At 70.9% G+C, this 23,253-nt stretch carries 21 protein-coding genes; 10 read left to right on the top strand and 11 right to left on the bottom strand.

Annotated features, from left to right (window positions below; genetic code table 11):
• Window positions 1-22: 22 nt before the first annotated feature.
• The 8 genes from tsf to AC1PMG_RS07280 form a co-directional block, all read right to left on the bottom strand.
• Window positions 23-901, bottom strand: a complete 879-nt coding sequence (gene tsf / locus AC1PMG_RS07245) for a translation elongation factor Ts (protein WP_267102341.1) — start codon at window positions 899-901, stop codon at window positions 23-25.
• A 151-nt stretch (window positions 902-1,052) separates the two neighbouring features.
• Window positions 1,053-1,850 carry a 30S ribosomal protein S2 gene (gene rpsB / locus AC1PMG_RS07250; protein ID WP_295953284.1) on the bottom strand — a complete coding sequence of 266 codons (798 nt, stop codon included), beginning with the start codon at window positions 1,848-1,850 and terminating at the stop codon, window positions 1,053-1,055.
• Between the two features lie 276 nt (window positions 1,851-2,126).
• Entirely contained in the window at window positions 2,127-2,852 is a 726-nt protein-coding gene (locus AC1PMG_RS07255; RefSeq protein WP_481111137.1) for a fimbrial biogenesis chaperone, read from the bottom strand.
• Entirely contained in the window at window positions 2,852-3,172 is a 321-nt protein-coding gene (locus AC1PMG_RS07260) for a hypothetical protein (protein WP_481111138.1), read from the bottom strand. The genes AC1PMG_RS07255 and AC1PMG_RS07260 overlap by 1 nt, the downstream gene beginning before the upstream one ends.
• A gap of 81 nt (window positions 3,173-3,253) precedes the next feature.
• Window positions 3,254-4,276: a Csu type fimbrial protein gene (locus tag AC1PMG_RS07265; RefSeq protein ID WP_481111139.1), complete on the bottom strand. Its 1,023-nt coding sequence runs from the start codon at window positions 4,274-4,276 to the stop codon at window positions 3,254-3,256.
• Window positions 4,273-6,642 carry a fimbria/pilus outer membrane usher protein gene (locus AC1PMG_RS07270; protein ID WP_481111140.1) on the bottom strand — a complete coding sequence of 790 codons (2,370 nt, stop codon included), beginning with the start codon at window positions 6,640-6,642 and terminating at the stop codon, window positions 4,273-4,275. Before AC1PMG_RS07270 ends, AC1PMG_RS07265 begins: the two co-directional genes overlap by 4 nt.
• On the bottom strand, window positions 6,593-7,333 hold the full coding sequence (locus AC1PMG_RS07275) for a fimbrial biogenesis chaperone (RefSeq protein ID WP_481111141.1): 741 nt from the start codon (window positions 7,331-7,333) through the stop codon (window positions 6,593-6,595). Before AC1PMG_RS07275 ends, AC1PMG_RS07270 begins: the two co-directional genes overlap by 50 nt.
• 14 nt (window positions 7,334-7,347) lie before the next feature.
• Window positions 7,348-7,851 (bottom strand): Csu type fimbrial protein, encoded by a 504-nt coding sequence (locus AC1PMG_RS07280; protein WP_481111142.1) that lies wholly within the window; start codon window positions 7,849-7,851, stop codon window positions 7,348-7,350.
• A 226-nt stretch (window positions 7,852-8,077) separates the two neighbouring features.
• Here AC1PMG_RS07280 and map point away from each other — a divergent pair, with 226 nt between their 5' ends.
• From map to AC1PMG_RS07330, 10 genes are all read left to right on the top strand, one after another.
• A complete protein-coding gene (map, locus tag AC1PMG_RS07285) occupies window positions 8,078-8,854 on the top strand; it encodes a type I methionyl aminopeptidase (protein WP_267083159.1) in 777 nt (258 codons plus the stop codon).
• A 29-nt stretch (window positions 8,855-8,883) separates the two neighbouring features.
• On the top strand, window positions 8,884-11,484 hold the full coding sequence (locus tag AC1PMG_RS07290; protein WP_481111633.1) for a [protein-PII] uridylyltransferase: 2,601 nt from the start codon (window positions 8,884-8,886) through the stop codon (window positions 11,482-11,484).
• On the top strand, window positions 11,484-12,479 hold the full coding sequence (dapD, locus tag AC1PMG_RS07295; protein WP_152238599.1) for a 2,3,4,5-tetrahydropyridine-2,6-dicarboxylate N-succinyltransferase: 996 nt from the start codon (window positions 11,484-11,486) through the stop codon (window positions 12,477-12,479). Before AC1PMG_RS07290 ends, dapD begins: the two co-directional genes overlap by 1 nt.
• Before the next feature lies 1 nt (window position 12,480).
• Window positions 12,481-13,350 carry a hypothetical protein gene (locus AC1PMG_RS07300; RefSeq protein WP_481111143.1) on the top strand — a complete coding sequence of 290 codons (870 nt, stop codon included), beginning with the start codon at window positions 12,481-12,483 and terminating at the stop codon, window positions 13,348-13,350.
• Window positions 13,351-13,699: 349 nt separating this feature from the next.
• A complete protein-coding gene (locus AC1PMG_RS07305; RefSeq protein ID WP_481111144.1) occupies window positions 13,700-14,476 on the top strand; it encodes a hypothetical protein in 777 nt (258 codons plus the stop codon).
• Window positions 14,477-14,706: 230 nt separating this feature from the next.
• The gene (locus tag AC1PMG_RS07310) at window positions 14,707-15,063 is read left to right on the top strand and encodes an arsenate reductase (protein ID WP_481111145.1); all 357 of its coding nucleotides are present in this window, start codon (window positions 14,707-14,709) and stop codon (window positions 15,061-15,063) included.
• A complete protein-coding gene (locus tag AC1PMG_RS07315; protein ID WP_481111146.1) occupies window positions 15,060-15,518 on the top strand; it encodes an N-acetyltransferase family protein in 459 nt (152 codons plus the stop codon). Before AC1PMG_RS07310 ends, AC1PMG_RS07315 begins: the two co-directional genes overlap by 4 nt.
• Before the next feature lie 162 nt (window positions 15,519-15,680).
• On the top strand, window positions 15,681-16,811 hold the full coding sequence (gene dapE / locus AC1PMG_RS07320; protein WP_481111147.1) for a succinyl-diaminopimelate desuccinylase: 1,131 nt from the start codon (window positions 15,681-15,683) through the stop codon (window positions 16,809-16,811).
• 250 nt (window positions 16,812-17,061) lie between these two features.
• Window positions 17,062-18,753 carry an asparagine synthase B gene (gene asnB / locus AC1PMG_RS07325; protein WP_481111148.1) on the top strand — a complete coding sequence of 564 codons (1,692 nt, stop codon included), beginning with the start codon at window positions 17,062-17,064 and terminating at the stop codon, window positions 18,751-18,753.
• Entirely contained in the window at window positions 18,750-19,367 is a 618-nt protein-coding gene (locus AC1PMG_RS07330; RefSeq protein WP_481111149.1) for a LysE family translocator, read from the top strand. Before asnB ends, AC1PMG_RS07330 begins: the two co-directional genes overlap by 4 nt.
• Before the next feature lie 76 nt (window positions 19,368-19,443).
• Here the strand turns inward: AC1PMG_RS07330 and AC1PMG_RS07335 are convergent, their stop codons facing one another.
• The 3 genes from AC1PMG_RS07335 to AC1PMG_RS07345 form a co-directional block, all read right to left on the bottom strand.
• A complete protein-coding gene (locus tag AC1PMG_RS07335; RefSeq protein WP_481111150.1) occupies window positions 19,444-20,529 on the bottom strand; it encodes a GGDEF domain-containing protein in 1,086 nt (361 codons plus the stop codon).
• Window positions 20,530-20,796: 267 nt separating this feature from the next.
• On the bottom strand, window positions 20,797-21,873 hold the full coding sequence (locus tag AC1PMG_RS07340) for a GGDEF domain-containing protein (RefSeq protein ID WP_481111151.1): 1,077 nt from the start codon (window positions 21,871-21,873) through the stop codon (window positions 20,797-20,799).
• 253 nt (window positions 21,874-22,126) lie between these two features.
• Window positions 22,127-23,173 carry a right-handed parallel beta-helix repeat-containing protein gene (locus tag AC1PMG_RS07345; protein WP_481111152.1) on the bottom strand — a complete coding sequence of 349 codons (1,047 nt, stop codon included), beginning with the start codon at window positions 23,171-23,173 and terminating at the stop codon, window positions 22,127-22,129.
• Window positions 23,174-23,253: the final 80 nt, after the last annotated feature.

The raw sequence follows: 23,253 nt of genomic DNA on the forward strand, positions 1-23,253 counted from the left end.
TCTTTTCTTCCCGGGAGCGGGATCAGGCCAGGCCGGCCTGCTTCATCACTTCGGCGGCGTAGTCTTCCACCACCTTCTCGATGCCTTCGCCCACCGCCAGGCGCTGGAAGCCGACCACGTCGGCGCCGGCGGCCTTCACCGCCTGCTCCACGGTCTGGTCGGTGTTCAGCACGTAGGGCTGGCCGTACAGGGTGACCTCGTTGACGATCTTGGCGATCTTGCCGCTGATGATCTTCTCCAGGATGTCGGCCGGCTTGGCCTTGTCCTTCTCCGACATCTTGGCCAGCTCGATTTCCTTTTCCTTGGCCACGAACTCGGCCGGGACGTCGGAGGCCTTGACGTGCGGCGGGTTCATCGCCGCGATGTGCATGGCGATGCCGCGGGCCAGGTCGGCGTCGCCGCCCTTGACCTCGACCAGCACGCCGATGCGGCCGCCGTGCACGTAGGCGGCGACGTTGTTGGCGCTGTCGATGCGCACCAGGCGGCGCACCTGCACGTTCTCGCCGACCTTGGCGATGACCGCGGCGCGGGCTTCCTCGACGGTCTCGCCGCCGGGCAGCTTGGCGCTCTTCAGCGCTTCGACGTCGGCGGCGCCGGAGGCCAGGGCGGCCTGGACGACGGCGTCGGTGAAGGCCAGGAAGTTGTTGTCCTTGGCGACGAAGTCGGTCTCGGAGTTGATTTCGACCAGGACCGCCTTGCCGCCGTCCTGGGCCATCGCGATGCGGCCTTCGGCGGCGACGCGGTCGGCCTTCTTGTCGGCCTTGGCCAGGCCCGACTTGCGCAGCCACTCGGCGGCGTTGTCGATGTTGCCGGCGTTCTCGGTGAGTGCCTTCTTGCACTCCATCATGCCGGCGCCGGTGCGCTCGCGCAGTTCCTTGACCAGGGAAGCAGTGATTTCCACGGGATGTCCTCACGAAAGGTGGGAAAAGGCCGGCTTGCGGCCGGCCGGTAGATCTGGGAAGCGGGCGCCGCAGGCGGCGCTCGCGAAGCCGGGCGCGCCGAACGCGCCGGGCGGCGGCTGCGCATGATCGCGCAGCCGCATGGCGCGCCGGTTACTCGGCGGCGGGAGCGGTCTCTTCGGCCTTCTTGCCGTTCTTGCGCGGGCCGCGGCCCTTGTCGTCGCCGCCCTCGGTGAACTCTTCCTCGCGCACGCTGGCGGCGTTCGGCGCAGCGGCCTTGCCTTCCAGCACGGCGTCGGCGGCGGCACGGGCGTACAGCTGCACGGCGCGGATGGCGTCGTCGTTGCCCGGGATGGCGTAGTCGACCAGGTCCGGGTTGTAGTTGGTGTCGACCACCGCGATCACCGGGATGCCGAGCTTCTTGGCTTCCTTGATGGCGATGTCTTCATGGCCGATGTCGATGACGAACAGGGCGTCGGGCAGGCGGTTCATTTCCTTGATGCCGCCCAGCGAGGCTTCCAGCTTGTCGCGCTCGCGGCGCAGGGTCAGCACTTCGTGCTTGACCAGCTTGTCGAAGGTGCCGTCGGTCTCGGCCGCTTCCAGTTCCTTCAGGCGCGCCACCGACTGCTTGACGGTGCGGAAGTTGGTCAGCGTGCCGCCCAGCCAGCGCTGGGTCATGAACGGCTGGCCGCAACGCTCGGCTTCTTCCTTCACCGCGTCGCGCGCGCTGCGCTTGGTGCCCAGGAACAGGATGGTGCCGCGCTTCTGCGCGACGCTGGAGATGAAGTTCATCGCGTCGTTGAACAGCGGAACCGTCTTCTCGAGGTTGATGATGTGGATCTTGCCGCGCGCGCCGAAGATGTACGGCGCCATCTTGGGGTTCCAGTAGCGGGTCTGGTGGCCGAAGTGGACGCCGGCTTCCAGCATCTGACGCATGGTGACCTGGGGCATTGCAGTGACTCCTGATGGGGAACCGGCCGTGCGCGGGCAGGAATGAGTGAAGCGCGCGCATGACGGCGGACTAGCGGGTCCGCACGACGATTCCGGGGTTGGGCCTCCCTGCTGTCTCCGTGGCCGAACTCCTTGCGGAGCACCCCGGCACGGGCGATGGCAGCAGGTGTGAATTCGCCGGTGCGTCCGGCGTGGACGGTCCATCGGCCCATGACAGGCACGACGAAGCCGCGCACTATACCTGGCGGAGGGCGGTGGCGCAATGCGCCGGGCGGTTCACTCGGCCGGCAGCGGCTGCAGTGGCGCCTGGTCGTCGAGCCGTGCCGCGAAGCGGCCGCCGAGCGCGGCCGCGGCGGCCGGCAGCGGCCAGCGCTTGTAGTCGCCGGCCAGGATGTAGCCGGCGAGGCTGGGGAACAGGGTCTGGGTGCGGCCGTCGGCGCCGACGAAGCTCAGGTCGCTGAGCCGGGCGTGGGCGCCGCCGCGGTTGTGCACCACCAGTTCCGGCCCGCGCGCGCCGGCGATCAGGTGGGCGCTGAGGCGCGGTGCGGCTGCCGGGTCCGCGGGGCTCAGGAACACCGGCGTGGAATAGCGCAGCAGCAACGGAGTGGCCTGCGTGGCGGGCGCGCCAGCGTCGGGTGGGGCGGTGCGTTCCTCCAGCACCAGGCGGTAGGCGCCTTCGTTGGCGCTCGCAGGGCCGGTACGCACCAGCCGCAGCAGTTGCCGCCCCTGCGCGGGGATGTCGATCGATTGCGGGCTGGCGCGGACCTCGTCGGTGCTCTCCAGGTCGTCCATCCCGTCGGTCTGCTGCCAGCGGTACACCGTGACCTGCGCCTGCCAGCGGCGGTCCTGGGTATTGCTCAGCCAGATGTCGGTGCTGGTCTCGCCGGGTGCCAGTTGCACCAAGGTCGGGCTGATCCGCACCCCGGCCGCGCCGGCACTGCCGGCCAGCGCCAGCAGCAGCACCGGCAGCAGGCGCGCGCGCGAGCCGCGGGCGCGGCCCATCAGAACGCGACCGTGGCGTAGCCCGCCGACGTGCGCGGCGTGATGCCGGCGGCGGGCAGGCTCAAGGCCAACGCCATGCCGGCGCCGGGCGCGGGTGTGCCGTCGATGCTGACCTGGTAGGCCAGCGGGCGGTTGCAGGCGACCATCGGCACTGCTCCGGGCTGCGGACGCGCCGGGGCGCCGACCTCGCAACTGCGTTCGATGCGGATACCGATCCGCAACATCGCGCCGCCGGTGCCGACGGCGGGTTGCGCCGCCGCGTCGACGCCGGCCACGCACAGGCTCGCCAGCAGCAGCGGTCGCAGGAACGGCGCAGTCATCAAGCGGGACTCCGGGGAGGACACAGCCAATAGCGGCCCTCGCCACGACAACTTGACCGGCACGCTGGCGCCGTTCAGGCCTCAGTAGGTGACGGTGACCTTGACCACGTCGCTGTAGCTGCCCGGGGCGGGTGTCTGCCGGGCCGGGACCTGTCCGTACAGGGTCAGCGCCTGTGCGCTGCCGGTCCCGGTGCCGGTCTGGGTATCGGTATTCAGGGTGCTGCCCCAGCGTTGGGTGCGCGCGGCGTCGCGGTACAGCTCATAGGTCAGGTACTGGCCGCTGGCGCTGCGCATGCGGCGCACGTTGCCGCTGGCGTTCTGGCCATTGTCCAGGCTCACCTGCCAGGCGGTGCGGTAGCGGCAGTTCATGCTGAGCACGGTGGTGTAGTTCAGCGGGTTGTCGATCAGGCCGGACCGGGTGCCGAAGTCCAGGTCGGCGATGCTGGCGATGGTGCAGGTCGGTGCGGCGGTGGCGCTGGCCACGAACGGGAACTGCACCGAGGTGCCGCCGCCCTTGCCGCCGGTGGTGCAGGAGGCGGGAATCACCGCGGGGTTGCCGATCAACGGCTCGTCGTAGCGGTACTGCAGGTTGGTGTACACGCCGCTGAAGCTGTTCTGGTACAGCCCGGTGGCGATGCCGCTCTGCAGCGGGACGCGCGCATAGATGGTGTAGGTGGCGGTGCCGGTGCCGCCGGTCGCCAGCGACGAGTAGGTCAGATCCACCTGCAGCGGGGTGGAACCGCTCAGCGCGCTGCCCCAGATCAGGCTGCGCGCGCTGTCGCGGTAGAGCTGGAAGCCGAGGCTGTCGTTGAGCGGGTTGAGCATGCGCCGCGGGGTGATGCCGAGGCCGGCACCCTGCGCGCCCTCGCCGATGTTCAGGCACATGCGTACGTAGATCGTGCCCAGCACGCTGATCGCGCCGGTCTGGCAGGTCACCAGGATCTGTGCGGTGGCGTCGGTGGCGGCGCTGTCGGAGAGGGTGCCGAAGCTCACCGCCGTGGCCTGCGCGGTACAGGTGGTGGTCGCGGCAGCGCGCTGCGGCAGCAGCGCCGCGGCCACCAGCAGCAGCGCCGGCAGCCATATCCGCCAGGCGCGCGCGCTCACGGCGTGCGCTCCGGCAGGCAGCGCAGCGGACCCGGCCGGGTGGGCGGCGCCTGCGTCGGGCGCTCGATCCGCAACCGGCAGCGGCTTCCTTGCATGTCCACCTCCAGGTCGTTGCGGCCGGGTTCGAGCCCTTCCACGTAGGCCTGGCCATCGTAGCCGACCACGGTGTCGACGCCCGGTCCATGCACCCGGCTGCCGACCGGCAGCGGCACGCCGTCGGCATCCTGCAACTGCACCAGCACGCCATCGCTGCGGCGGATCGGGAACGCCACCACCACTCCGGCGCGGTCGCGCGGCACCACGATCTGGTCGACCTGTTCCGGCCGCAACTCGGGCGGCAGGCGCATCGGATCGATCGACAGCCGGTTGTGCTGCCAGGCCAGCAGCGGCGTGACCAGCAGGAAGCCACGCGCATCGGTGCGGCCGATCGGCCGGTTTTCCAGCAGCACCGGCACGTCGGCGACGCCGCCGGTGGAGACCAGGGCGAAGGCCTGGTCGAGATCGCGGCCAGGGAACCAGCCGCCGCCGATCCAGGCCACGCCGCCCGACGCTTCCGCATAGCCGTAGCGCTGGCCGCCGGCGCTGGCGATGCCGCCGGCGTAGCGGGCGCTGTCGCCACGCCAGCTGGCCTCGGCCAGGCCGCCGCCGCCATCCTGCCCGCCGCGCGCCTGCAGCCGCCAGCCGCTGCCGCCGTCGGCGGCCGCCGCCTGGCTGAGCTCGGCCGTCGCACTGGTGCGTTCGCCGATGCGTTGCACGGCGACGCCGGCCTGGCGGCGGCCGTCCAGCGCGATCGACCAGCCCAGGTACACGCTGCGGTCGCGGGCCTGGTCCAGGTTCTGGTTGATGCTCAGGTTCAACGACGACTGCCGCGGCAGGGCGCGGGTCCAGAACAGGCTGGCGTAGCGTTGGTCGCCGCTGTCGGGGTAGGCCAGGCGCACGTAGCTCAGGGCGATGTTGCCGACGCCGTCCCAGGTGCTGCCGAACAGGGCGCGCTCGCTGATCCGCGGCGGCGCGGCGCCGTAGCGCGCGGCCACGTCGCGGTAGCCGGCCTGCGCGCGCTGGGTGTCCATCGCCAGGTTGAAACGGCCGTTGTTCCAGCGGTAGCTCAACGCGTACTGCAGGCCTTGCTGGCCAGCCGCACCGCCGTGCGCCAGCGAGGCGCCGAACACGCCGGCGCGCGGCATCAGCCACAGGCCGCCGACGCCGGCGTTGCGCACGCCGGCGCCGGCCTCGGCATGCGCCTCGGCGGTGAAGCGCGGGCCGATGCCGCGCCGCCAGCTGGCGCTGCCGACGGTGTCGCCGGCATAGGCGAAGTCGGCGACGCCGTAGTCCTCGCGGACCCGGCCCAGCGCCAGCGACCAGTCGGTCAGGCCGCTGGCCAGCAGATCCTGGGTCGCATAGAACGGAAACGCCAGCGAGCGGGTGCGGCCGTAGGCGTCGGTGATCACCACCTGGGCGTTGCCGGCGCCGTCCACGCCCGGCGCGGCAGACAGCTGGAACGGCCCGGCCGGCAGTTGTGCGCCGTACTGGCGGATGCCGTTGACGTACAGGTCCACGCTGGACGGCACCGCCACTTCGCCGAGGAATTCCGGCAACGGGGTGATCGCGCGATACGGCTGCAGGCCGAAGTCGCTGCCTACCCGCACGCCGCCCAAACGCAGGGTGCGGCTCCAACTGGTGCTGCTGCTGAAGGTATCGCCCAGCACCACGCTGGTCATGCGCTCGGGCAGCGACCACTGCCATTGCGTGTCCAGGCGGATCGCCTGGGCACGCCAGTCCTGCTGCGGGTCGCGGTACAGGCGGCCGACGAAGGACTGCCGCAGCAGGCCCTGGCCCAGGCCGAACACGCGCAGCTCGCCGCTGGCGGTGAGATTGCTGGCGCCGCCCTGGCGGCTGGCGTAGAGGTCGTAGTCGAGCAGGGCGCCGGGCGAGCTGGTCGCCGGCAGCGACGGCACGCCGCCGCGCGCGTCGATCCGGGTGGTGGCGACGTCCAGCAGCGCCACCGGCGCGTCGATCGTCACCTGTTGCAGGCTGGCGTCGTAGCGGAAGCGCACGCCGTCCAGGTCGCCCAGGGCGATCGCCGCGCTGGCGTCACTGCCGTCCACGCGCAGGCCGAGCTGGCGCAGTGTGGCGGCGCTGGCACGCAGTTGCTCGCCGTCGCGCTGGAACTGGAACAGGCCGGGCTGACGGGTCTGGTTCAGGGTGACCTCCAGATACAGGGTCTCCTGCGCCGGAGCCGTCGCCTCAGGCCGGGGCGGGGGCTGCGGCTGGGCGACGGCGAGCGCGGCGCTGCCGGCCCACAGCGCCAGCAGCAGTTCAGGGCGCCGCGGCGTCCACGACCAGCGACTGCGCGCGCGGCTCGCCATTGATCCTTGCCTCGAACGTTCCCTGGGTCTGCGCCAGCGCCGCCGGCAGCGGCCAGCGCTTGCGTTGGCCCGGCAGCACGTAGCCGGCCAGGCCCTCGGCGATGGCGCTGCGGCGGCCGTCGCCGGCGACGAAGTGCAGGTCCACCAGCTGCGCATGGCCGTTGCCTTCATTGCGCACTTCCAGCGCCGCGCCCGCGCCGTCGCGGACCAGCCGCGCGCGCAGTGCCGGCGCGGTGGCCACGGTCGGCTGCAGGAACACCGGCACCGAATAGCGCAGCACGAACTGCAACCCGGCGCTGGCGCTGGCGCCGGCATCCTGGCTGGGCAATTCGTCGACCAGGATGCGATAGGCGTCCTCGCCGGCGGTGGGTGCGGGATCCAGGCGGATCACGCGGACCAACTGCCGCGAGTGCGGCGCCAGTTGCAGCATCGGCGGGCTGAGCGCGATGCGCTCGCTGGGGTCGAGCACATCCTCGCCATCGCGCTGCTGCCAGTGGAACACGCGCACCTGCGCGCGCAGTGGCACGTCGCCGCTGTTGCTCAGCCACAGGCCCTGCGCGGTCTCCTCGGCACGCAGCGACACCGAGGTCGGCGCCACCTGCAGGCTCGCGGCGACAGCCGCGCCGGCCGCCGTCAGCCACAGCGCGGCAAGCGCCGGCAGGCGCAGGAAGGAATGCAGTCGCGAACGCATGCAGGCGGCTCCGGTTACCAGGTGACGGTGGCGGTGACCACGTCGCTGTACGAACCGGCAGGGTAGTTGGTGCTGGCGACCTGGCCGTAGACGGTGATCGGTTGCACTGCACCATTGCCGGTGCCGGCCTGGGTGTCGGTGCCGATGGTGGAGCCCCAGTTCTGGGTGCGCGCGGCATTGCGGTACAGCGCGTACGGCACGCGTGCGGTGTTGCTGACGTCGGCGCTGCCCATGGTGCGGGTGGTGACCGTGGCGCCGGAGCCGGAACCGGCGTTGAGCGCGATGTTGTACGGGGTGCCCGAGGTGCAGCGCACGTTCAAGGTGCCGGTGCTGTTGATCGCGGTCTGGGTGGAATTGATGCTGCCGAAATCGACATCGGTGGGCGCGGTCTGGATGTCGCAGACGCTGGTGATCTGGATCTTGACGTTGAAGGTGCGCGAGTCGGACTGGGCCCAGGCCAGGCCGGTCCCGGCGGCGAACAGCACGAGGAAGGCGAGAACGCGATGGAAAAGGTACATGGCAGGGTTCTTCGGTGAGGGCGGACAACCGCCGGTGTCACCGTTAGTGCAAAATGCGCGCCAGTTCACATTTTTATGGATCGTTATCCAGTTTTCACATGGGATGACGACCACAGGACGCCGTGTTCAGTGCGATGAAGGCGGCGGCGACCGCACCGGCGTGCCAAAAACCCGGCAACGCGTCCGGCGCGTTCAGCCAGCGCCTGGATGAGCGATAATGACGCCCATGACCGTCAATCTGAAAACTCCACAGGACATCGAGAAGATGCGCGTGGCCGGCCGCCTGGCCGCCGAGGTACTGGACCTGATCGGACCGTACGTGAAGCCCGGCGTCACCACCGCCGAGCTGGACCGCATCTGCCACGACCATATCGTCAAGGTGCAGCAGGCGGTGCCGGCCAACGTCGGCTATCGCGGCTTTCCGAAGACCGTGTGCACGTCGGTGAACAACGTCATCTGCCACGGCATCCCCAGTGAGGGCAAGGTCCTGAAGGACGGCGACATCGTCAACATCGACGTCACCGTGATCAAGGACGGCTGGCATGGCGACACCAGCCGCATGTACTGCGCGGGCACGCCGTCGGTGATGGCGCGGCGCCTGATCGAGGCCACCTACGAGGCGATGTGGCGCGGCATCCGCGCGGTGAAGCCGGGCGCCACGCTCGGCGACGTCGGCCATGCCATCCAGCAGTACGCCGAGAGCGAGCGCTTCAGCGTGGTGCGCGAGTACTGCGGCCACGGCATCGGCAAGGTCTACCACGACGAACCGCAGGTGCTGCACTACGGCCGGCCGGGCGATGGCCTGGTGCTGAAGCCGGGCATGACCTTCACCATCGAACCGATGATCAACGAGGGTACGCGCTACACCCGCGTGCTGCCGGACGGCTGGACCGTGGTGACCAAGGACCGCAAGCTCTCCGCGCAATGGGAGCACATGGTCGCCGTCACCGAGGATGGGGTGGAGGTCCTGACCCTGTCGCCGGGCGGCCTCGGCGAACCGTGAGCCTGCTGCCGGCCGGTGCCGATGCCGGCATGCCCGATGCCGGCGTCGACGACGCCGGTTGGGCCGCCGCGGTCCGGCAACTGCTGGCGCAGACCGATGCGCGGCTGAGCAAGCGCTTCGACCAGGGCGATGACATCGATCGCCTGCTGGCGCTGCGCGCGCGCGCGCTGGACCAGTTGATCCGCCACGCCTGGAGCCGCTGCGTGCCGCGCGAGGCCGGGCTGGCCCTGTTCGCGGTCGGCGGCTATGGCCGTGGCGAACTGTTCCCGCGCTCGGACATCGACCTGCTGGTGTTCGGCGACCTCGATCCCGCCGACGAACCGGCGCTGGCACGGCTGTTCCCGCTGTTGTGGGATGCCGGCGTGCCGGTCAGCCATGCGGTGCGCTCGGCCGCGCAGTGCACCGCGGCCTGCGCCGACCAGACCGTGCTGACCGCGCTGATCGAGGCGCGCCCGCTGCAGGCCGACGCCGCCGCCAAGGCGGCGCTGGCGGCGGCCATCGCGCCGCAGCGGGTGTGGCCGCCGCGCGAATTCTTCATGGCCAAGCGCGAGGAACTGCAGGCCCGCCACCAGCGCTTCGGCGATACCGCCGACAACCTGGAACCGGACATCAAGGACGGCCCCGGCGGCCTGCGCGACCTGCATACGCTGGGCTGGATGGCGCTGCGCGCCTTCGGCGTGCGCGACCTGGAGCCGTTGATCGGGCTCGGCCATGTCGGCGGCGACGAAGCCGCCGCGCTGCGCCGCGAGCGCCGCGAACTGGCGCGCTTGCGCTACGGGCTGCACCTGGTCGCCAACCGACCGGAAGAGCGCCTGCGCTTCGATTACCAGAAGACCCTGGCGCAGCGCCTGGGCTTCTCCGACGACGTCGAGAGCCTGGGCGTCGAAAAGATGATGCAGCGCTTCTACCGCAGCGCGGCGATCGTGCGCCGGCTCAGCGACCGCCTGCTGCAGCGCTTCGAGGAACAGTTCGACGGCGAAGCGCAGCCGCAGCCGCTGGACGGCGGCTTCTCGCTGCGCCGCGGCTACCTGGCCGCCGACGACGAGCGCTGGCCGCAGGCCGACCCGGTGCAGGTGTTCGCGCTGTTCGCCACCTGGGCCGCGCACGGCGAGATCCGCGGCCTGCATTCGCTGACCGCGCGCGCGCTGGCCGAGGCGCTGCCGCATCTGCCGGCCTACGCCAGCGCCAGCGCGACCGCGCGCGAGCGCTTCCTGGCGCTGTTGCGCGGCCCGCGCGCGGTGCAGACGCTGACCCGGATGGCGCGGCTGGGCGTGCTCGGGCAGTGGATCCCGGCGTTCGCGCAGGTGTCCGGGCGCATGCAGTTCGACCTGTTCCACGTGTACACGGTCGACCAGCACACGCTGATGGTGCTGAAGAACATGGCGGTGTTCGCCAACGCGCGCGCCGACGAACGTTTCTCCATCGCCCACGAAGTCTGGCCGCGGCTGCGCAAGCCGGAACTGCTGCTGCTGGCCGGCCTGTTCCACGACATCGCCAAGGGCCGCGGCGGCGACCATTCCGAGCTGGGTGCGGTGGATGCGCGCGCGTTCTGCGCCGTGCACGCGCTCAGCGCCGCCGATACCGAACTGGTCGCCTGGCTGGTCGAGCAGCACCTGCGCATGTCGGTGACCGCGCAGAAGCAGGACATCGCCGATCCTGAGGTGATCCATCGCTTCGCCAGCCTGGTCGGCGACCGCGAGCGCCTGGATTATCTGTACCTGCTGACCTGCGCCGACATCGCCGGCACCAGCCCCAAGCTATGGAACGCGTGGAAGGACCGGCTGCTGGCCGACCTGTACTTCGCCGCGCGCCGCGCCCTGCGCGAAGGCCTGGAGCATCCGCTGCCGGTGGCCGAGCGCCTGCAGGAGGCGCGCGAGGCCACGCGTGCGCTGATGCACATCCAGGGCCACGACGACGCCATCATCGACCGCCAGTTCGCCGGCATGCCGGACGAGAGCTTCCTGCGCTTCCGTCCCGAGCAACTGGCCTGGCAGGCGACCTCGCTGATGGAGGTGGAACTCGGCGGCACCCTGGTCAAGGTGCGCCCGGTCACCCCCGACGACGCGGCGCTGGAAGTGTTCGTGTACTCGCCGGACCGCGACGGCCTGTTCGCGGCGATCGTGATGACCCTGGACCGGCTCGGCTACGGCATCCATCGCGCGCGCGTGCTCGACGCGCCGCACGGGGCGATCTTCGACACCTTCGAGGTGATGCCGGCCGACGCCTTCGCCAGCGGCGACATCGCGCAGTTGCAGGCCGGACTGCGCGAGGCGCTGGCCGGCGATCTGGCGCGGCTGCGCCCGGCGCGGCGGGTGGTGCCGCGCCAGCTGCGGCATTTCCGCTTCGCCCCGCGCATCGAATTCCGCGAAAGCCTCGACGGCCGCCTGACCCGGCTCAGCCTGGTCGCGCCGGACCGCCCCGGGCTGCTGTCGGACGTGGCCCAGGTGCTGCGCCGGCAGCACCTGCGCGTGCACGACGCGCGCATCGCCACCTTCGGCGAGCGCGCCGAGGATCTGTTCCACATCACCGACGAGCACAACCTGCCGTTGCCCGACGCCGCCCGCCAGGCGTTGCAGGCCGCGCTGCAGGCCTGCCTGGACCCCGATACCCCGCCTGGAGACCCCCGCTGATGGCCACCAAGAAGCCTGCCGCCAAGAAGTCCGCTGCCAAGACGGCGGCCCCCAAGAAGACGGCCAAGCCGGTTGCCGCAAAGCCTGCGGCGCCGACCGTGGCGAGCAAGCCGGCCAAGCCCGCGCCGAAGCCGCTGCGCGCCAAGCCGGTGGCCGTGCCCAGCGCCGATGAGCTGAAGTTCACCATCGACAGCGCCTTCGAGCGCCGCGCCACGCTGACGCTCGACGAGATCGAGGGGTCGACCCGGCCGGTGGTCAATCGCGTCATCGATGGCCTGGAGAGCGGCGAGTTCCGCGTCGCCGAGCCGGACGGGCACGGCGGCTGGAAGGTCAACGAGTGGCTGAAGAAGGCGGTGCTGCTGTATTTCCGGGTCAACGAGATGGCCGTGGTGGAAGCGCAGCCGGCGCCGTTCTGGGACAAGGTGGAAGCGCGCTTCGCCGGCTATCACGAAGCCGAATTCCGCAAGGCCGGGGTGCGCGTGGTGCCAGGCGCGGTGGCGCGCCGCGGCAGCTACTTCGGCAAGGACGTGGTGCTGATGCCGAGCTTCACCAACATCGGCGCGCACGTGGGCGAGGGCACCATGGTCGACACCTGGGCCACGGTCGGTTCCTGCGCGCAGATCGGCAAGCACTGCCACCTGTCCGGCGGCGCCGGCATCGGCGGCGTGCTCGAGCCGCTGCAGGCCAGCCCCACCATCATCGAGGACCACTGCTTCATCGGTGCGCGCTCGGAAGTGGTGGAGGGCGTGGTGGTCGGCCACCACAGCGTGATCGGCATGGGCGTGTTCCTGGGCCAGAGCACGCGCATCTACAACCGCGCCACCGGCGAGATCTCCTACGGCTACGTGCCGCCGTACAGCGTGGTGGTGTCCGGACAGCTGCCCGCCAAGGACGGTTCGCACTCGCTGTACTGCGCGGTGATCGTCAAGCAGGTCGACGCCAAGACCCGCAGCAAGACCAGCGTCAACGACTTGCTGCGCGGGTTGGCCGACTGAGATGCCGGCGGCGGTGCCGGACCTGGCCGAGGCCGCGGCTTACCGGCACCCGTCCGCCGCCTGGTACGGGCGCGCGCTGCCGCGCCTGCTGCATGCGCCTGGCTGGACCCGGCTGCGGCGTGCGTTGGCGCAACGCTGGCCGCTGCCGGCGCTTGCGAGCGACGTGCGCGAGGTGGTCTACCTGAACTGGTGGGTCGACGTGCGTCACGCCCCGCCACCGCCGCCGGGCTACGCCCGTGTCGTCCACCAGGGGCGTACGCCGTACACCATCCTCAGCTATCGCCATGGCCATTTCGGTCCGGCCCTGGCCGGGCCGCTGCGGAAGCTGCTGCCATCGCCGCTGCAGAGCAACTGGCGGTGGTACCTGCGTCGCGTGGACGAGGCGAGTGCCGGGCCGGTAGTGCTGTTCGACTGCAACGTGATGGATGGGCTGGCCTACGTGGCCGGCGCACGCGCTGCCAGCGACGCCATGCAGCCGCACCTGGCCGCGCGCTTCGTGCACGCGTTGCGGTCCGATGGCAGCGGCCGTACGCAGATCGAGCCGGGGCAGGGCAGCGCGCCCGCGCTGCAACTGCACTGGCAGCCTGCCGAGGCCTGGCACGATGCCGACTGGACGCCGGCGTTCGCCACGCGCGAGGCCCTGCTGCGCTTCCTCACCTGCCAGGACGAGGCCATCGCGCGGACCTGCGACGGACGCTGGGCCAGCACCCGCATCGCCCTGCCGGTGGACCCGGCTACGCTGCAGCCGTTGCAGTTGACCGGTGCGCTGGGCTGCCCAAGGCTGCAGGCAATGGGCGTCGCACTGGAGGACGGATTGGCCTTCCGCCTGCCGCGTGTCGCGTTCCGGGTGGTGTCCGAACGGCTGCTCTGAGCGCCTGCCGCCTGGGTAACGCCGGCAGCGTGCAACATGTTCGAGCGGTTCCGTCGCATGCCCGCGGCACAGGGCCATGTGCGCCGGTTGCACCGCAGCGTCGCCGTGCCCTGTTGCGTCGACGCTCGCCTCCGCCTTGGTGATCGACGGCGCAGGAGATGGACGGCCGGCCGTCGGTTGAACCAGGCGATCCCGCGGCCGGTCAGGAGCGCTGTGCATACCCGACGTACATGGGTGGCCCGATACGCTGGCGCACGCGATTGCGCCACTGCCGCCACGTCAGGGTGCGGAACGGTCGAGGCCTGGCGCCACGCCGCCGATCGCTGCCACGAACGAACAGGAGAGACCGATGCGTACGATCATGTGGGCTTGCTGGATGACGGCGGCGTTCGCGCTGTCCGGGTGCGGCCGTGAGGGCACGCCGGCGCCGACGGCGCCCAAGCAGGGCGACACGCCTGCGGCGGCCGCCGCTGCGCCCAATCCGGCGCCGGCCGCGACACCTGCGCCGGCGCAAGCGCCTGCGACGACGGCGGGGGCTGCCGGCGCGGCGGGCGCGCCGCTGTCCTGCGCCGACGAGATCGGCGCCGACGCCGCGGCGGCGCGTGTGGCCACCTGTCGCTCGGTGTCGCCGGCCACGCACCCGCCCTGCAACGCCGCCAACAGCTGCGCCATGATCGACGACGAGATCGCGCGTAGCTGCGCGCTGCTCGGCCGCGACGGGCCGACCACCGCCGGGTGCGGCCCGGCCGCCGACAGCCCGCAGGCCGCGGCCGACGTGGTGCGGCGCTACTACGCGGCGATCAACGCGCGCGACTACGCCACGGCCTGGCAGCAGTGGGGCGAGGACGGGCGCCCGGGGCAGTCCTACGAGGCCTTCGAGGCCGGCTTCGCGCAGACGCGTGCGGTGAAGGCGACGATCGGCACGCTGGGCGCCAGCGATGGCGCCGCCGGTTCGGTGTACCAGCCGGTGCCGGTCACCGTGGAGGCGACGCTGGCCGACGGCACGCGGCAACGCTTCCGCGGCGACTACGTCCTGCGCCGGGTCAACGGCGTGGACGGCGCTTCGGCGGCGCAGCTGCGTTGGCGGATCGACTCGGCCAAGCTCCAGGAAGTGCCGGCGCAGTGAGGCCTGGCGGCGTCTTCTTGCGCCTGGGAGGCCGATGGCGCGCGCGGCGGGTAAGATCACGCGCGCTGCTGCCTGTCGATGACGGCATGCCCGGTTCGTCTCCTGATGGCATCGCCCGCCGAAAGGCTGTGCGCGGCGCTTTGGGTGCGATCTGTCCTGGGCCGACCGACCCTCACCCCAACCCCTCTCCCGGTGGGAGAGGGGCTTCATTCGCTTGAAGGGATGTTTCGATGACGACGTTGTACGGATTGAAGAACTGCGACACCTGCAAGAAGGCGACCAAGTGGCTGGACCGCTTCGGCGTGGCCTACACCTTCGTCGATTACCGCGAGCACAAGCCGACCCCGGAGACCCTGCTGGACTGGGCCGGCCAGGCCGGTGGATTCGATGCGCTGGTCAACAAGTCCTCCACCACCTGGCGGCAACTGCCCGACAACAAGAAAGCCCCAGGTTCGGATGCCGAATGGAAGCTGGTGCTGCGCGAATATCCGCAACTGATCCGGCGGCCGGTGGTGGTGACCGACGATGGCCGGCTCAGCCAGGGCTTTTCCGACAACGGCTTCAAGCAGCGATTCGGGATCGCGTGAACATCCGCCCGTACCGGGCCGACGACTGGGCGCGCCTGTGCGCCATCCACGATGCCGCGCGCCTGGAGGAACTGCAGGCGGCGGGGCTGCCGGAGGCGTTCCTGCCGCTGCCGATCGCGGCCGAGCGCGAAGGCCTGTTCGACTACCGCGTGCAGGTCGCAGAAGCGCAGGGTCAGGTGCTCGGCTTCGTCGCCGACGATAGCGGGGAACTGGCCTGGCTGTACGTGGATCCGGCCGCGCGCCGGCGCGGCGTCGGTCAGGCGCTGGTGGCCGCAGTGCAGGGTGCCAGCCCGGTCGGGCTGACGCTGGAATTGCTTGAGGGTAATGCCGCGGCGCTGGCGTTCTACCGCGCCTGCGGTTTCGTCGAAACCGGCACGCACGGCGGACGCATGCCCGGCAACGAAGCTTTCGCGGTGCGCGTGCAATGCATGCGCTGGCCGGGCATCGCGCCGTAGCGACGGCTGGCGCCGCGCTCGCGCACCCGTCCGGCGATCCCGGCAGATGCTTCGAATCCGCCACTCCCACTCGTACACTGCACGCCGTGCGCCGCCGGCACGCGACGCTGCCGCCGCCGATCCGCATCGCGTCTTCCTCGTGTTTTCCAACGGTGTCCCTGCATGTCCGATGTCCTTGAACTCGCCTGCGACCTGATCGCCCGCCCGTCGGTCACCCCCGACGATGCCGGGTGCCAGGAACTGATCGCACAGCGGCTGCAGCGCGCCGGTTTCGCCATCGAGCGGCTGCGCTGCGGCCAGGTCGACAACCTGTGGGCGACGCACCGTGGCGGCGACGGTCCGGTGCTGGCGCTGCTCGGCCATACCGACGTGGTGCCGCCGGGGCCGCGCGAGGCCTGGAGCAGCGATCCGTTCGCGCCGCAGGTGCGCGATGGCGTGCTGTACGGGCGCGGCGCCGCCGACATGAAGGGCAGCGTGGCCGCCTTCGTGGTCGCCGCCGAACGGTTCGTGGCCGCGCAGCCGCAGCACCCGGGCACGCTGGCGCTGCTGCTGACCAGCGACGAGGAAGGCGATGCGATCGACGGCGTGCGCCACGTGGCGCGGCTGTTCGCCGAGCGCGGCGAACGCATCGACTGGTGCATCACCGGCGAGCCCTCGTCCACCGAACGGCTCGGCGACCTGCTGCGGGTCGGCCGTCGCGGCAGCCTCTCCGGTGCGTTGCGCGTGCGCGGCGTGCAGGGGCACGTGGCCTATCCGCACAAGGCGCGCAACCCGATCCACCTGGCCGCGCCGGCGCTGGCCGATCTGGTCGCGCGGCATTGGGACGACGGCTATGAGAGCTTCCCGCCGACCAGCCTGCAGATCTCCAACGTGCATGCCGGTACCGGCGCCAACAACGTCATCCCCGGCGAACTGCAGGTCGCCTTCAACCTGCGCTACACCCCGCACTGGGATGCGCCGCGGCTGGAAACGGAAATCGCCGCGCTGTTCGATCGCCATGGCCTGGACTACGAGCTGCGCTGGCACCGCAGCGGCGAGCCGTTCTACACCCCGGAAGGCACGCTGCGCCGGGTGGCGCGCGAGGTGCTGGGCGAGGTCGCCGGCGCGCCGCCGGAGGAGAGCACCGGCGGCGGTACCTCCGATGCGCGCTTCATCGCGCCGCTGGGCGCGCAATGCATCGAGGTCGGCCCGGTCAACGCCAGCATCCACCAGGTCGACGAGCACGTGCGCGTGGCCGACCTGGAGGCGCTGCCGGAGCTGTACCTGCGCCTGATCGAACGGTTGCTGCGGTAACAGTTGCGCCGGCCCGCGCGCCGGGTTACGGTCGCCCCATGACCTCGCTGTCCGCCCTCCGCTCGATCAACGCCAACGGCCGCAATAATGCGCTGGCGAATAATCGTGCGCGGCCGATGCGGGTCTGCGACTAGGCGCTACCAGAAACACCACGCCCAGCCACCAGAAAACCCGCATCGGCCGATGCGGGTTTTTTTGTGCCTGGGTGTCTCCCCTTCGCAACCACCACCCCACGATCAGGAGCTTTCCCATGTGTTCGATCTTCGGCATCTTCGGCCTGCAACCGGGCGACGACCTGCAGGCGCTGCGGCGGCAGGCGCTGGACTGCTCGCAGCGGCAGCGCCACCGCGGCCCGGACTGGAGCGGCGTGTATGTCGACGACGGCGCGATCCTCGTCCATGAGCGCCTGGCCATCGTCGACCCGGCCGGCGGCTCGCAGCCGCTGCTCTCCGACGACGGCCAGCTGGCGCTGGCGGTCAACGGCGAGATCTACAACCATCGCGAGCTGAAGAAGGAACTCGCCCAGCCCTACGCCTTCCAGACCGGCTCGGACTGCGAGGTGATCAACGCGCTGTACCGCGAAACCACGCCGGACGCGCTGCTGAACCGCCTCAACGGCATTTTCGCCTTCGCGCTGTGGGACAAGGCCGCCGGGCGCGTGCTGATCGCGCGCGATCCGATGGGCGTGTGCCCGCTGTACTGGGGCCATGACGCGCAGGGCCGGCTGCGCGTGGCCTCGGAGATGAAGTCGCTGGCCGATAGCTGCGCCGACGTCGCCCAGTTCCCGCCGGGCCACTACTACGACAGCGCCAGCGGCGAACTCGTGCAGTACTACCGCAAGCCCTGGCGCGACTACGCCGCGGTGCAGGGCGTGGAGGTCGGCAAGCAGGAACTGCGCGAGGCCTTCGAGCGCGCCGTGCATCGCCAGCTGATGACCGACGTGCCGTACGGCGTGCTGCTCTCCGGCGGCCTGGATTCCTCGCTGGTGGCGGCGGTGGCGGCGCGTTTCGCGCGCAAGCGCATCGAGGAGAACGACGAGGCCGAGGCCTGGTGGCCGCGCCTGCACTCGTTCGCGATCGGCCTGAAGGGCTCGCCGGATCTGGCCGCCGCGGCGATCGCCGGCGAGGCGCTGGGCACCGTGCACCACGGCTTCGAGTACACCTTCGAGGAAGGCCTGGACGCGTTGCCGGAAGTGATCCGGCACATCGAGACCTACGACGTCACCACCATCCGCGCCTCCACGCCGATGTTCCTGCTGGCGCGGCGGATCAAGGCGATGGGGGTGAAGATGGTGCTGTCCGGCGAAGGCAGCGACGAGATCTTCGGCGGCTACCTGTACTTCCACAAGGCGCCGAACGCCCGCGAATTCCACGAGGAACTGATCCGCAAGCTCGACGCGCTTTACAACTACGATTGCCTGCGCGCCAACAAGTCGATGATGGCCTGGGGCGTGGAGCCGCGCGTGCCGTTCCTGGACGTGGAGTTCCTGGACGTGGCCATGCGCATGGACGCCCAGTACAAGATGGCCGGCACCCGCGCCGACGGCAGCAAGCGCATCGAGAAGGCGGTGCTGCGCGAAGCCTTCGAGGGCTACCTGCCCGAGTCGATCCTGTGGCGGCAGAAGGAGCAGTTCAGCGACGGCGTCGGCTACGGCTGGATCGACGGGCTGAAGGCGCATGCCGAGGCCCAGGTCAGCGACCGCGAACTGGCCGCGGCCGACAAGCGCTTCCCGGTGAACCCGCCGCAGACCAAGGAAGCCTATTACTACCGCAGCCTGTTCGAGCGCGTGTTCCCGACCCCGGCTGCGGCCGAAACCGTGCCCGGCGGCAAGTCGATCGCCTGCTCCTCGCCGGCGGCGATCGCCTGGGATGCCAGCTTCGCGACGATGGCCGATCCCTCAGGTCGCGCGGTGGCCGGGGTGCACGCGCAGGCGCTGGGGTGACCGTCGCCAGCCTGCTGGCGATCGCCGGGGCGCTGACGCTGGGGGCGATCAGTCCCGGCGCCAGCTTCCTGCTGGTGGCGCGGCTGGCCGCGGGGCGCTCGCGTGCGGCCGGGTTCGCCGCGGCACTGGGCATGGGCGTGGGCTGCGCGCTGTTCGCGTTGGCGGCCTTGTTCGGCCTGCAGGCGTTGCTGGAGCGGGTGCCGGCGCTGCATCGCGCGTTGTCGGTCGCCGGTGCCGCCTACCTGCTGTGGCTGGCCTGGCGGGCGTGTCGGACGCCGGCGTCGGTGGCCGCCATTGCGCCGGAACAGCAGGTGCCGGCCGTGCGCTCGGCCTTCGTTATGGGCCTGGCGACCCAGCTCGGCAACCCGCAGACCGCGCTGGTGTTCGCCGGCCTGTTCGCCGCGCTGCTGCCGGCGCAGCGCGTACCCGCCGAGTACGTGGCGCTGCCATTGCTGGCCTTCGCCATCGATGCGGCCTGGTTCGCGCTGGTGGCAGGGTTGCTGTCGGCACCGGCGCCGCGGCGCTGGTGGCTGCGCGCGCGGCGGCCGCTGGACCGGCTCAGTGCGGTGCTGATGAGTGGCCTGGGCCTGCGCCTGCTGTGGCGGGCGGTGTAGCCGCAAGCGCAGGCGTGTCGCGCTGCTCCGGTAGCGTGCGTGTGCGACGCCGGCGATGCGTGCCGTGCGCCTTCCGCTATGCCGGATCCGTGGTCGGCGCCGCGCTGTCGAGGGCGCCGTGCACGGCCGCCATGGCGGCGGGCCCTGTGGCGCTGTCGAGGCAGATCCGGCTCTTGCCGTCGCGCTTGGCGGCATACAGCGCACGGTCGGCACGCTTGAGCAGATCCGAGACGTCGCCGTCGGGATGCATGCGCGCGACCCCGGCGCTGAACGTGAAGGCCACGCCCTTGGCGCGGGTCTGTCGCACGCGTTCCAGCAGCCGCTGCAGCAGGGCATCGGTCTGCGCGTCGCTCATGCCGTCGAGCACGATGCCGAATTCCTCGCCGCCGAGCCGGCCGACCCGGCAGCCGTGCTCAAGCCCGGTCAGTTCGGCGGCCAGCGCCAGCAACACCGCATCGCCGACATCGTGGCCATGGCGGTCGTTGACCTGCTTGAAATCGTCGATGTCCAGCATCGCGAACTGCAGCGTGCCGCGGCGACCGCGCTCGGCCGCCAGCGCATGCAGTTGCGCCATCAGCGCGCGCCGGTTGGCCAGCCCGGTCAGCGCATCGGTCTCGGAGATGCGCCGGTAGTCTTCCTTCAGGCGGTAGGTGATCAGCATGCTGCGCGCGAAGGTGCGGTTCATGGCCAGGCCGATCAGCGATACCGCGACGACCAGCAGACCCAGCAGCATCGGGTCGCTGGCGGCCGCCGGTGGCAGCGCCCGACCGGTCAGCATGATCGTCCAGGTGTATGCCAGCGCCAGCAGGTAGTCGCGCGTGAACGGGAACAACAGATTGATGCCCAGGCACAGGGTGACCGTGGTCGGCAGCCACCAAAATTCGCCGTGTGCGCCCATCTGCCGCAGTTCGATCTGGTAGGCCCACGACAGCAGCAGCACGTACAGCGCGCCGCTCAGGCGCCAGTGCCAGAAGCGGCGGACCAGCAGGGTGCAGGCGGCGGCGCCGAGCAGCGCGGCCAGCAGTATCAAATTGACCAGGCCCCAGGGGCGCTGCAGATACGGATTGAACAGCAGCGTCGCGACCCAGATCGACAGGGTCAGCGCTTGGATGGCCGTGGTCGACCGGCCCAGCAGGTGGCGGATGTGTTCCGGGTACGTCATGTGCTGCCCAACGGCGCGTCCCGGCCGGTTCGTGATGTGCGGACGCCGACGCGCACGCGATGGATCGATGGCAGCGTATCGGCATGCCGGCGTGGCGGCTTGAGTGGCCGCAGCGCCTGCGGTTCAGCCTGTTGGTGCCGCACGCAGCGGCGGTGAAGCGGGGTGGGCGTCTGCGCTGTCTGCGTCGGGCTGATGCGCGTGCGCCACGAGCGAGTGCGCTGCGGGGCGGCAGCGTGCGCCGCCCCGCGGGGCCGTTGGTGCTGCGTGCTACAGCGACGTGGCGGCCGGCAGCGCGGGATCGCCCGCGAACGCCGCGGGCGTGCCGGCCGACACCGGCATGGCGCCGTCCAGGCGTAGGCTGCCGTTGCCCGCCTGCCGGGCAGCGGACAGCGCGCGGTCGGCGCGGGCGAGCAGGTCGGACAGTTCGCCGCCGGCCGGCAACGCGGCCAAGCCGACGCTGCAGGTGAAGCTGGCGCCGTCCACGCGCAGGCCGCGGATGCGCTGCTGCAGCCGCTGCACCAGCGCGCTTGCCTTGTCCTGCGACACGCCCTCGAACAGCAGGCCGAACTCCTCGCCGCCGAGGCGGCCGACGCGGCAACGCGGGTCCAGCCGCACCAGTTCCGTCGCCAGCGCCTGCAGCACCGCATCGCCGACGTGGTGGCCGTGCTCGGTGCCGATCCGCTCGAAGTCGTCGATGTCCAGCATGGCCAACTGCACGGGGTGCTGGGCGCCGACCGCTGCCTGCAGGTCGGCCATCAGCGCGCGCCGGTTGGGGATGCCGGTCAGTGCGTCGGTCGCGGCCAGGCGCCGATAGCCTTCCTTCAGCGCGTGGTTGCTGCGCATGGTGGTGACGAAGATGCGGTTCAGCGCGAACCCGACCATGGTCACCGCCGCCACCAGGATCTCCAGCAGCGGCAGGTCGGCGGACGCCGGCACCAGGCTGTCGTGCCAGCCGAGCATGATCGCCCAGGTGCAGGCCAGCGCCAGCAGATAGTCGCGCGCGTGGCAGAACAGCACGCTGTAGCCCAGGCTCAGGGTCACCGCCACCGGCAGCATCCAGGTCGCGCTGGCGCCGCCCATGTGATGCAGTTGCAGCCGGAACGCGGCATCGAATGCGATCACCGACAGGAAGGCGCCCAGCCGCCATTGCCAGGACCGCCTGGCCATGCGCATGACCAGGCCGCTGCCGAGCATGGCGACGAACGCCAGCGCGTAGCGCGCGTCCAGTGGGTGGCTCAGGTAGGGGTTGCACAGCAGCAGCGCCAGCCAGACGCACAGGGTCAGGCCCTGGATCGCCAGGATCGGCGTGTCGAGGGTGCGGCGGACATGAAGGTGGTAGTTCATCTGCTCTCCCAGAGCGCCGCGGCACTCCAGCGTCTGCGGCACGGCCGGTCGGTGGTCCAGCGCGGTCCGTCGGTCGCTGGGGCGTCGTCACCGGTTAGCGGCCGCTGCAGGCAGAGCTTTAATGGATTTGTCGCAGTATTACGCCGCCCGCCTGGGTGGTGGTCCGACACCCGACTGGACGCAGCCGGGCGTGCCTGCCCGACCTGTTCAAGGCCGGCCGGGTGGCGTGCGCAGGCGCGGCAGCCGCGCGCGCTTACTCGAAGCGCACGCAGTGGCCGTAGCGTTCGGGCTGGATGTCGATGCCCGAGGCATCGGCCTGGTTGCTCTTGCGCCACAGGTTGGGGCGGAACTCCGGGCCGGTGCAGTTGGCCGCGCTGTCCACGCCGATGGTGTAGGTGTAGGGATTGCCGCGGAAGGTGTTGTTCTCGAACGTGTTGTCCTGGCTCATGCTGTTGTCCCAGCACAGGATCTGCGGCGTGCGCTGGCGGATCGAGCAGGTCAGGTAGAGCCCGGCGCCCTTGTTGTCGATGAACTGGTTGCCCGCGAACAGGTTGCGCCGCGCGTCGGCCAGGTACACGCCCTGGCTGCCGTTGCGCTCCAGGCGGTTGTCGCGGATCTCGCTGTCTTCCAGGTGCTCGGTGGTGATGCCGGCGGCGACGTTGTCGTGGATCACGTTGTCGATCAGCTTGACCTTGGCGGTGCGGTTGAACGACACCCCATCCCAGGTCGCGCCGGAGACGTCGTTGTGCGCGATCAGCAGGTCGCGGCTGTCGAACTCGCTCAGCAGGCAGGCGCTGCGGCACTTGCTCACCCGCAGGTGGGTCAGCTGGATGTCCTGGCCGTTGCGCACCACCACCAGGCTGTTGCTGAGGTACGGGCGCTCGGGCATGAACTCCTTGTCGATGGTGCCGCCGACGATCTGCAGCTGCTCCAGGCGCACGTCGCGGATCGGCCGCATGGGGCGCTCGTTCTGGTAGTCGCCGATGACGATGGTCGGTTGCTGCACGTGGTCGCGCATGCGCAGCACGGTGCTGTCGCCCTGGCCGCGCAGGCGCAGGCCGTCGCGCTGGATCGAGATCAGCTTGCCGACCGGGAACTCGCCGGCGCTCAGGCACACGGTGGCGGGTTTGCCGTCGTTGGGGACGCGGTCGATCGCGGCCTGCAGATCGTCGCCGGGTTGGGCGCGCACGCTGCAGTCGGAGGCGGCTGCGGGCGCGTCGGCAGCTGGCGTGGCACAGGCGGAAAACGACACGGCCGCGGCAAGCGGCAGCAACAGGGCAAGCAGGGGAGGGCGCTTCATCGGTAGGCGGACTCGGCAGTGGGGGAAGGGGGAAGGCAGGCCGGCGTCTGCGGTCGGACGCCGGCGCGGAGCCGATCGCG

Source organism: Xanthomonas sp. NCPPB 2250 (assembly GCF_056725265.1).